At 63.7% G+C, this 7,158-nt stretch carries 5 protein-coding genes; 1 reads left to right on the forward strand and 4 read right to left on the reverse strand.

From position 1 onward, the window contains the following. From JOZ76_RS31990 to JOZ76_RS32000, 3 genes are all read right to left on the reverse strand, one after another. Window positions 1-1,829 (reverse strand): acetyl-CoA carboxylase biotin carboxylase subunit (locus JOZ76_RS31990; RefSeq protein ID WP_291705388.1); only part of this gene is annotated, 1,829 nt, incomplete at its 3' end. Between the two features lie 2 nt (window positions 1,830-1,831). Further along, window positions 1,832-3,436: a carboxyl transferase domain-containing protein gene (locus JOZ76_RS31995; protein ID WP_291705389.1), complete on the reverse strand. Its 1,605-nt coding sequence runs from the start codon at window positions 3,434-3,436 to the stop codon at window positions 1,832-1,834. A gap of 52 nt (window positions 3,437-3,488) precedes the next feature. After that, a complete protein-coding gene (locus JOZ76_RS32000) occupies window positions 3,489-3,794 on the reverse strand; it encodes an ETC complex I subunit (RefSeq protein WP_291705390.1) in 306 nt (101 codons plus the stop codon). A gap of 230 nt (window positions 3,795-4,024) precedes the next feature. Here JOZ76_RS32000 and JOZ76_RS32005 point away from each other — a divergent pair, with 230 nt between their 5' ends. Next, window positions 4,025-5,176, forward strand: a complete 1,152-nt coding sequence (locus tag JOZ76_RS32005; RefSeq protein ID WP_291705391.1) for an OpgC domain-containing protein — start codon at window positions 4,025-4,027, stop codon at window positions 5,174-5,176. Here the strand turns inward: JOZ76_RS32005 and JOZ76_RS32010 are convergent. Then, on the reverse strand, window positions 5,173-6,075 hold the full coding sequence (locus JOZ76_RS32010; protein WP_291705392.1) for a VOC family protein: 903 nt from the start codon (window positions 6,073-6,075) through the stop codon (window positions 5,173-5,175). The genes JOZ76_RS32005 and JOZ76_RS32010 overlap by 4 nt on opposite strands. Between the last annotated feature and the right edge of the window lie 1,083 nt (window positions 6,076-7,158).

Consider the following 7,158-nt stretch of genomic DNA (forward strand, 5'->3'; position numbering starts at 1 on the left):
AGCAGCGCCACGACCGTGCCGGGCAAGGGCGCGACGATCTTGTCCTCGCCGACCTGCTCTTCGGTCTCGCCGCCGAATGGATCGACCCAGTGCAGCTCGAACCGGCCATTTCGCGTGCGCAGATAGAGTTCGTGGCCTTCGACGACAAAGGCGACTCGCGTTTTCGCACCGTCGAGCGTGAGATCGAGCGCACTGCCATCTGCAGTTGACCATGCGAAGGCGATCTCGCGTTCGCCGAGAGCGAGCGTCGGCGGCCCGTTACCATATCGCAGCACGACCTTCTGTTCGGCTCCCGGCCCCCGGCGGAAAACAAAAACACGCTGTCGGCGACCGACCGGCATCCATCCGGACGTGCGCCACGGCGACAGTGCCTCCGACGATGCGACCCTCTGCTCCTCGGCGAGAATGGCCGCCACAGCGGCGCAGAACTCGAGTTCACCCGGTGCGGCAGGCTCCGCGGTCAGCGCGGTCAATTCGCGCTCGATGAAGCCGGTATCGATCGCGTTGGCACGAACAGACGGATGCATCACCAGCCGCGACAGGAAAGGGATGTTGGTGACGATTCCCCTGACGTCGCTCTCGTCGAGGCCGCGGTTGAGGCCCGCGATCGCGCTCTCGCGATCGCCTGCCCAGGCGATCATCTTGGCCAGCATCGCGTCGTAATAGGGCGAGACGTGATCGCCCTCGCGATAGCCGGCATCGATGCGCAAGCCATCCGTGGCCTCAGGCATCCGCCAGGTCCTGATCTTGCCGACCGACGGCATGAAATTCTTGGCCGGATTCTCGGCATAGACCCGCGCCTCGATGGCATGGCCGTTCAGTTTGATCTGCTCCTGCGTCAGCGGCAGCTCTTCGCCGAATGCTACGCGCAGCTGCCATTCGACCAAGTCGATGCCGGTGATCAGTTCGGTGACGGGATGTTCGACCTGCAGACGGGTGTTCATCTCGATGAAGAACACGTCCTTGCCGTCGGAGACGAACTCGATTGTGCCGGCGCCGACATAGTCGACCGCTCCCGCCGCTTTTCGCGCAGCGGCGGAGACTGCCTCGCGCTGGGCCTCATTCAAGGTCGGCGACGGCGCCTCCTCGATCACCTTCTGGTGGCGGCGCTGCAAGGTGCATTCGCGCTCGAACAGCGACAGCAGATTGCCGTGGCTGTCGCCAATAACCTGCACCTCGATATGCCGGGGATTTTGGACGTATTTCTCGACCAGCATGCGGTCATCGCCGAACGCCGCCTTGGCTTCGCGCTTGGCGCTGACGATGGCTCCGGCCAGCTCGGCGGCCGATCCCACCACCCGCATGCCGCGGCCACCGCCGCCGGCGGATGCTTTCACCAGCACGGGAAAACCGATCCGGGCGGCCGCCTTGGCAAGTGTCGCCTCGTCCTGCGCCTCGCCGTGATAGCCGGGCACCAGCGGCACACCGGCCTTTTCCATCAGCGCCTTGGAGCCGGATTTCGAGCCCATCGCCGTCATCATCGCGGCGGTCGGCCCCACGAACACCAGGCCCGCGTCGAGGCAAGCCTGCGCAAATTCCGCGTTTTCGGAGAGGAAGCCGTACCCGGGATGCACGGCTTCCGCCCCGGTCTGCCGCGCCGCCGCGATCACGCTGTTAACATCGAGATAGCTGTCGCGCGCCCGCGCCGGTCCGAGCAGCACGGCCTCATCGGCGAGCCCGACATGCATCGCGCCGCGATCAGCCTCGGAATAGACCGCGACCGTGCGCAGGCCCATGGCCCTCGCGGTCCGGAGCACGCGCACGGCAATCTCGCCACGGTTGGCGATCAGCAACTTGTTGAAACGCCGATATAGGCCTGGCCGCTCCATGCTCACATCCTGAACAGGCCGAACCGGGTCGGCTCGATCGGCGCATTCGCGGCGGCCGAGAGTCCAAGCCCCAGCACGAGGCGCGTATCGGCCGGATCGATGACGCCGTCGTCCCACAGCCGCGCAGTCGCGTAATAGGGATTGCCCTGGCTCTCATACTGCGCCCGGATCGGCGCCCGGAATGTTTCCTCCTCCGCCGCCGACCAGCTCTCGCCCTTGGCCTCGATATTGTCGCGGCGAACCTGGCTCAGCACCAGGGAGGCCTGCTCGCCGCCCATCACCGAGATGCGGGCGTTGGGCCACATCCACAGGAAGCGCGGGCCATAGGCGCGCCCGCACATGCCATAATTGCCGGCGCCATAGGAGCCGCCGATCACCACGGTGAATTTCGGCACGCCGGCGGTCGCCACCGCCGTCACCAGCTTGGCGCCGTCGCGCGCGATGCCGCCGGCTTCGTATTTCCGGCCGACCATGAAGCCCGTGATGTTCTGCAGGAAGACCAGCGGAATGCCGCGCTGGCAGCACAGCTCGATGAAATGCGCGCCTTTCAGCGCGCTCTCGCTGAACAGGATGCCGTTATTGGCGATGATGCCGACCGGAAAACCCCAGACATGGGCGAAGCCGCACACCAGGGTCTGGCCATACAGTTTCTTGAACTCATCGAAATCGGAGCCGTCGACGATCCGCGCGATGATGTCGCGCACGTCGAACGGTTTTCTGCCGTCGACCGGCACGACGCCATAGATCTCCTCCGCCGCAAACAACGGCTCCCGCACCTCGCGCATGTTGAGCGAGGCTTGCGCCTTCGGCTTCAAGGTCGCGACGATGCGCCGGGCGATCCCGATCGCATGCGCATCGTTCTGCGCATAGTGATCGGTCACGCCCGATTGGCGGGAATGCACGTCGGCGCCGCCGAGTTCTTCGGCGCTGACGACCTCGCCGGTCGCGGCCTTCACCAGCGGCGGTCCGCCGAGGAAGATGGTGCCCTGGTTGCGCACGATGATGCTCTCGTCCGACATCGCCGGCACATAAGCGCCGCCCGCGGTGCAGGAGCCCATCACGATCGCGATCTGCGGAATGCCAGCCGCCGACATCTGCGCCTGGTTGTAGAAGATGCGGCCAAAGTGCCGCTCGTCCGGAAAGATCTCGTCCTGCATCGGCAGGAAGGCGCCGCCGGAATCCACCATGTAGACGCAAGGCAGATTGTTCTGCCGCGCGATGTCCTGCGCCCGCAGATGCTTCTTCACCGTCATCGGATAGTAGGTGCCGCCCTTGATGGTCGCATCATTGGCGACGACGACGCATTCACGTCCAGCGATCCGCCCGACGCCGGTGACGATGCTCGCCGAATGCACGTCGCCGCCATAGAGGCCGTGGGCGGCGAGCGGTGACAGTTCGAGAAACGCGGTGCCGGGATCGAGCAGCAGATCGACCCGCTCGCGCGCCAGCATTTTTCCGCGCGCCGTGTGGCGGGCACGGGACGCTTTGCCGCCGCCGCCGGCCACCACCTCGAGCTTGCCCCGCAGTTCGGCGACCAATGCGCGCATCGCCGCCGCATTGCCTGCGAAATCGGAGGAAGCCGGATCGATGCTGGAATGGAGCGGCATGGCTGTGTTGGGGTTTGCTGCGGCCCCGCGAAAGCCGGACCGGCGGCGCTCGTCAATGGGTCCAGGGCTCGCCGCGCCGGAACGAAAAATTGTCGGCATAGGCGATCTGCCGACGGGCCGATTCCTTGGGCTCGATCACCTGGTAGGGGATGCCCTTGCGCTCGCAATAGGCGACGGCGTCTTCTCTGGTCTCGAAATGCAGCGTGAGCTGCTGCTTCATGTCGGTCGAGGAGGTCCAGCCCATCAGGGGCTCGATGGCGCGCGGCTGCTCCGGCTCGTAATCGAGCTGCCATTCCCGGGTCTTGGCCCTTCCCGATTGCATCGCGTTTTTGGCGGGCTTAAAAATGCGAGCGGTCATGGATGGCGGTGCTCCCTGGGACATGCGATAGTGCAGCGCGTGGTGGAAGCATCCGGGACAGGCTCGAACCCGTTATGGGTCTCTAAAGCGGCGATTCCGGCCTTGGATGCTACCTTTTCAGGACCGGTATAGTCACTATGCCGCGCTGTGACAATCTCCGGCAATTGCCATCGCCGGGACGGCCGGTCTCGGGCGAAATCCTTTTCACCAAAGCATCACGAACTAGGCCCATGAAAATCAACGCAACCCTGCCCGACAAAGGACGTGACCTCCGGCTCGACCTGTTTCGCGGCATCGCGAACTGGGCGATTTTCCTCGACCATATCCCCGACAACGTCGTGAACTGGATCACCACCCGCAATTGGGGGTTCAGCGACGCGGCCGATCTGTTCGTCTTCATCTCCGGCTATACGGCCTCCTTCGTCTATGCGCGGATGATGATCGAGCGCGGCTTCATCGTCGGCGCCACGCGGCTGTTCAAGCGGGTCTGGCAGCTCTATGTCGCCCACATCGTGCTGTTCGTCATCTACATCGTCGCCATCGCTTTTCTCGCGGTCCGATTCGGCGATTCGGAGATCATCAACGAGTTCAACGTCGCAGGCCTGATCGACCACGCCACCGATACGCTCGGCCAGGGACTTCTGCTGAAGTTCAAGCCGGTCAATCTCGACGTGCTGCCGCTTTACATCGTGTTGATGGGCTTCTTTCCCCCTGTGTTGTGGATGATGCTGCGCCAGCCGAACCTGACGATGCTGGCCTCCATCGCGCTGTGGCTGGTGGCGCGGCATTTCGGCTGGAATTTCCGGGCCTATCCGGCCGGCACCTGGTATTTCGATCCCTACGCCTGGCAGGTGCTGTTCCTGTTCGGCTCCTGGTGCGCCCTCGGCGGGGCGCGGCGGGCCACGAACCTGATCATGGCGCCGATCACGCTCTATCTCTGCATCGCCTACCTGCTGTTTGCCCTGGTCATGACCATGGCCGGCCGCTTTGCGGATTTCGGCGCGATGTTCCCCGACTGGCTCTACTCGGCGTTCAACCCGAACGACAAGACCTATCTGGCGCCCTATCGCTTCATCCATTTCGTGGTCATCGTGATCCTGGTGATCCGCTTCATTCCCAAGGACTGGCCGCCGCTGGAGTGGAAGGTGTTCGATCCGCCGATCGTGTGCGGGCAGCAGTCGCTGGCCGTGTTCTGCGTCGGCGTCTTCCTGTCCTTCGTCGCGCACTTCCTCTTGAGCCTGAGCTCGGGTTCGATCTTCGTGCAGATCCTGGTCAGCCTTGCCGGTATCGCGATCATGACCACGGTCGCCTATTACATCTCCTGGTCGAAGCGGCAGGACAAGGCGCCCAAGGTCACGCCGGTGCCCAAGCCCGCGGCTTAGCGCTTCGGTCGCGCAGGCGACTTCGGCAGCGACTTGGGTTTTTTCGGCGCGACGACGACGCGCCCCTGCGAGGCAAAACCACCCCACGCCGCGGAGAAGCTCAGTTCAGGGGTCGCTTCCCCCGTCGCCCCCTCACCCCGTGGTCCCCGGAGCGCGAACATCGCACCCTGCGGATCGACGCATCTGGCGATGGAGAACCCGCCGGGCAACCCCATCGGGCCGTGGACGACCTGCCCGCCTCCCGCCTTGACCGACGCCATCGCCCGGTCGAGATCCGCAACGTTGAAGTAGTACACCCAGAACGGCACCGGCACGCGCGGCAGTTTGTTGAACATGCCGCCGATCGTATCGCCGCCTGCGGAAAACAGCCGATAGCTTGCAACCGGACCCGGCTCGCTCGGAACATCCTGCCAGCCGAACACGTCGGCATAGAAGGCGAGGGCCGTGCCGGAATCGGTTGCGAACAATTCGTGCCAGCCGACGCATCCCACCTCGTCCGCGTCGCGTGGCCGCGCCTCGGCCAGCTTCAATCCCTGAACCATGGCGAGCGTCGCGGTCTGCGGATCGGCGACGATCGAGATGCGGCCGATGTTGCTGTCCGTCGGCGGCACGTAGATCGCTCCACCGCGGTGCTTGACGAGGTCGGCCGCCGCATCCGTGTCTTCGACGGCGACGTAGCCGACCCAGCGCGGCCGCGCACCCATCCTTTGTCCCTCGGCAGGCAAGTCCATCAGCCCGCACACCGGCGCTCCCCGCGCGATCAGGACGCTGTAGGCAAAGTCTGCGGTCGATGCGTCGCGCGCGCTCCAGCCGAGCACGTTGCCGTAGAATTTCCGGGCGCCCGCGGTGTCCGTGCTCAGCAGTTCGTACCAGATGAAGCGGCCATGCTGGCTGTTCATGTCGATGCCTCCGCCCGTGCGATGGTCAGCAGACCGGCCGGGGCTTTTTCGCGCGTGCCGATGACCGCGATCAAATGCAAGAGGAGACTCCTCAGGACTTGTATCCGTTCGTTTCTGCCTCGCTTCACCATCGCTCAAATCAGTTCGCGTCAGATGACATGGATGTTAGGAAGCCGCCATCAGCATTACACGATTTTGCGGCACTGCACGCAGCATGACAATTTCTGCAAGCAGCGAAAAATATGGCGAATTTGTTGAACCAAATCACGCGTCTTTCGTTCATCAAAGATGATTCATCGTTCATCAAGATGAATGCTAAATCGCGATCACGAAGACGGGTTCGCAGCGCAAATACAGCAGCCTTGCACGCCATATTCGCCAAGCGTAGAATTATCTTAGGGTGGACTCGACAACAGATATCTCTTCTCTCTCTAAAGGTATGGAGGATGCGACTATGCCACGGGTGAAGCAAGCTTCTAAGCGGAAGCGTGTGACAAAGGCCGCGGTACCGGCGTTGGGTGCCGCCGGATTGACGTTCGGACTAGTAGGCGGCGCATCGGCAGCAACCACCCCCGCCCTCGACACTCCTCAGAAATTGGACTTCTCGCCGACGCACGCCGTCACCCTCGGCGAGGAAGAAATCGCGGATGTGAGTCTCGCGACCTTCCATCTCTTCGACAAGGAGAATGCGGGCGGCGGCTATGTGCAGGTCGCCTGGGGTTGCGGCGGCTGCCGCGGTTGCGGTTGTCGAGGGTGCGGCTGCCGTGGTTGCCGTTGTGGTGGTTGCCGTTGCGGCTGCGGCGGCTGTGGTGGCTGTGGCCCCTGCTGCCTGTCTTGGGGTGCTTGCCGACTGTGCTAACCGTACCTCTTTACGGACACATTGTTTGACGAAAGGCATAAGGCCGGGCTCGATGACGTCGACCCGGCCGCTTCTTATCCCGATAGACCATCTCCCGCTTCCGGCTCCCCGCGCTCATCCGGCATTCATTTTGATCCGATAAAAGCGTGCGGGCCCTTCAACTCCCATCGGACCATGGCAACGCGCAAAGCACTCGAGAAAGATCCGACATCTGAGGCCGACGC

This window comes from Bradyrhizobium sp. (genome assembly GCF_019244115.1).
Taxonomy (GTDB): Bacteria; Pseudomonadota; Alphaproteobacteria; order Rhizobiales; family Xanthobacteraceae; genus Bradyrhizobium.

What these genes read in the sequence shown, in the direction of transcription:
- JOZ76_RS31995 (WP_291705389.1), bottom strand. Translation starts at nt 3,436, where the DNA reads ATGCCGCTCCATTCCAGCATCGATCCGGCTTCCTCCGATTTCGCAGGC.
- JOZ76_RS32010 (WP_291705392.1), bottom strand. Translation starts at nt 6,075, where the DNA reads ATGAACAGCCAGCATGGCCGCTTCATCTGGTACGAACTGCTGAGCACG.
- JOZ76_RS32000 (WP_291705390.1), bottom strand. Translation starts at nt 3,794, where the DNA reads ATGACCGCTCGCATTTTTAAGCCCGCCAAAAACGCGATGCAATCGGGA.
- JOZ76_RS32005 (WP_291705391.1), top strand. Translation starts at nt 4,025, where the DNA reads ATGAAAATCAACGCAACCCTGCCCGACAAAGGACGTGACCTCCGGCTC.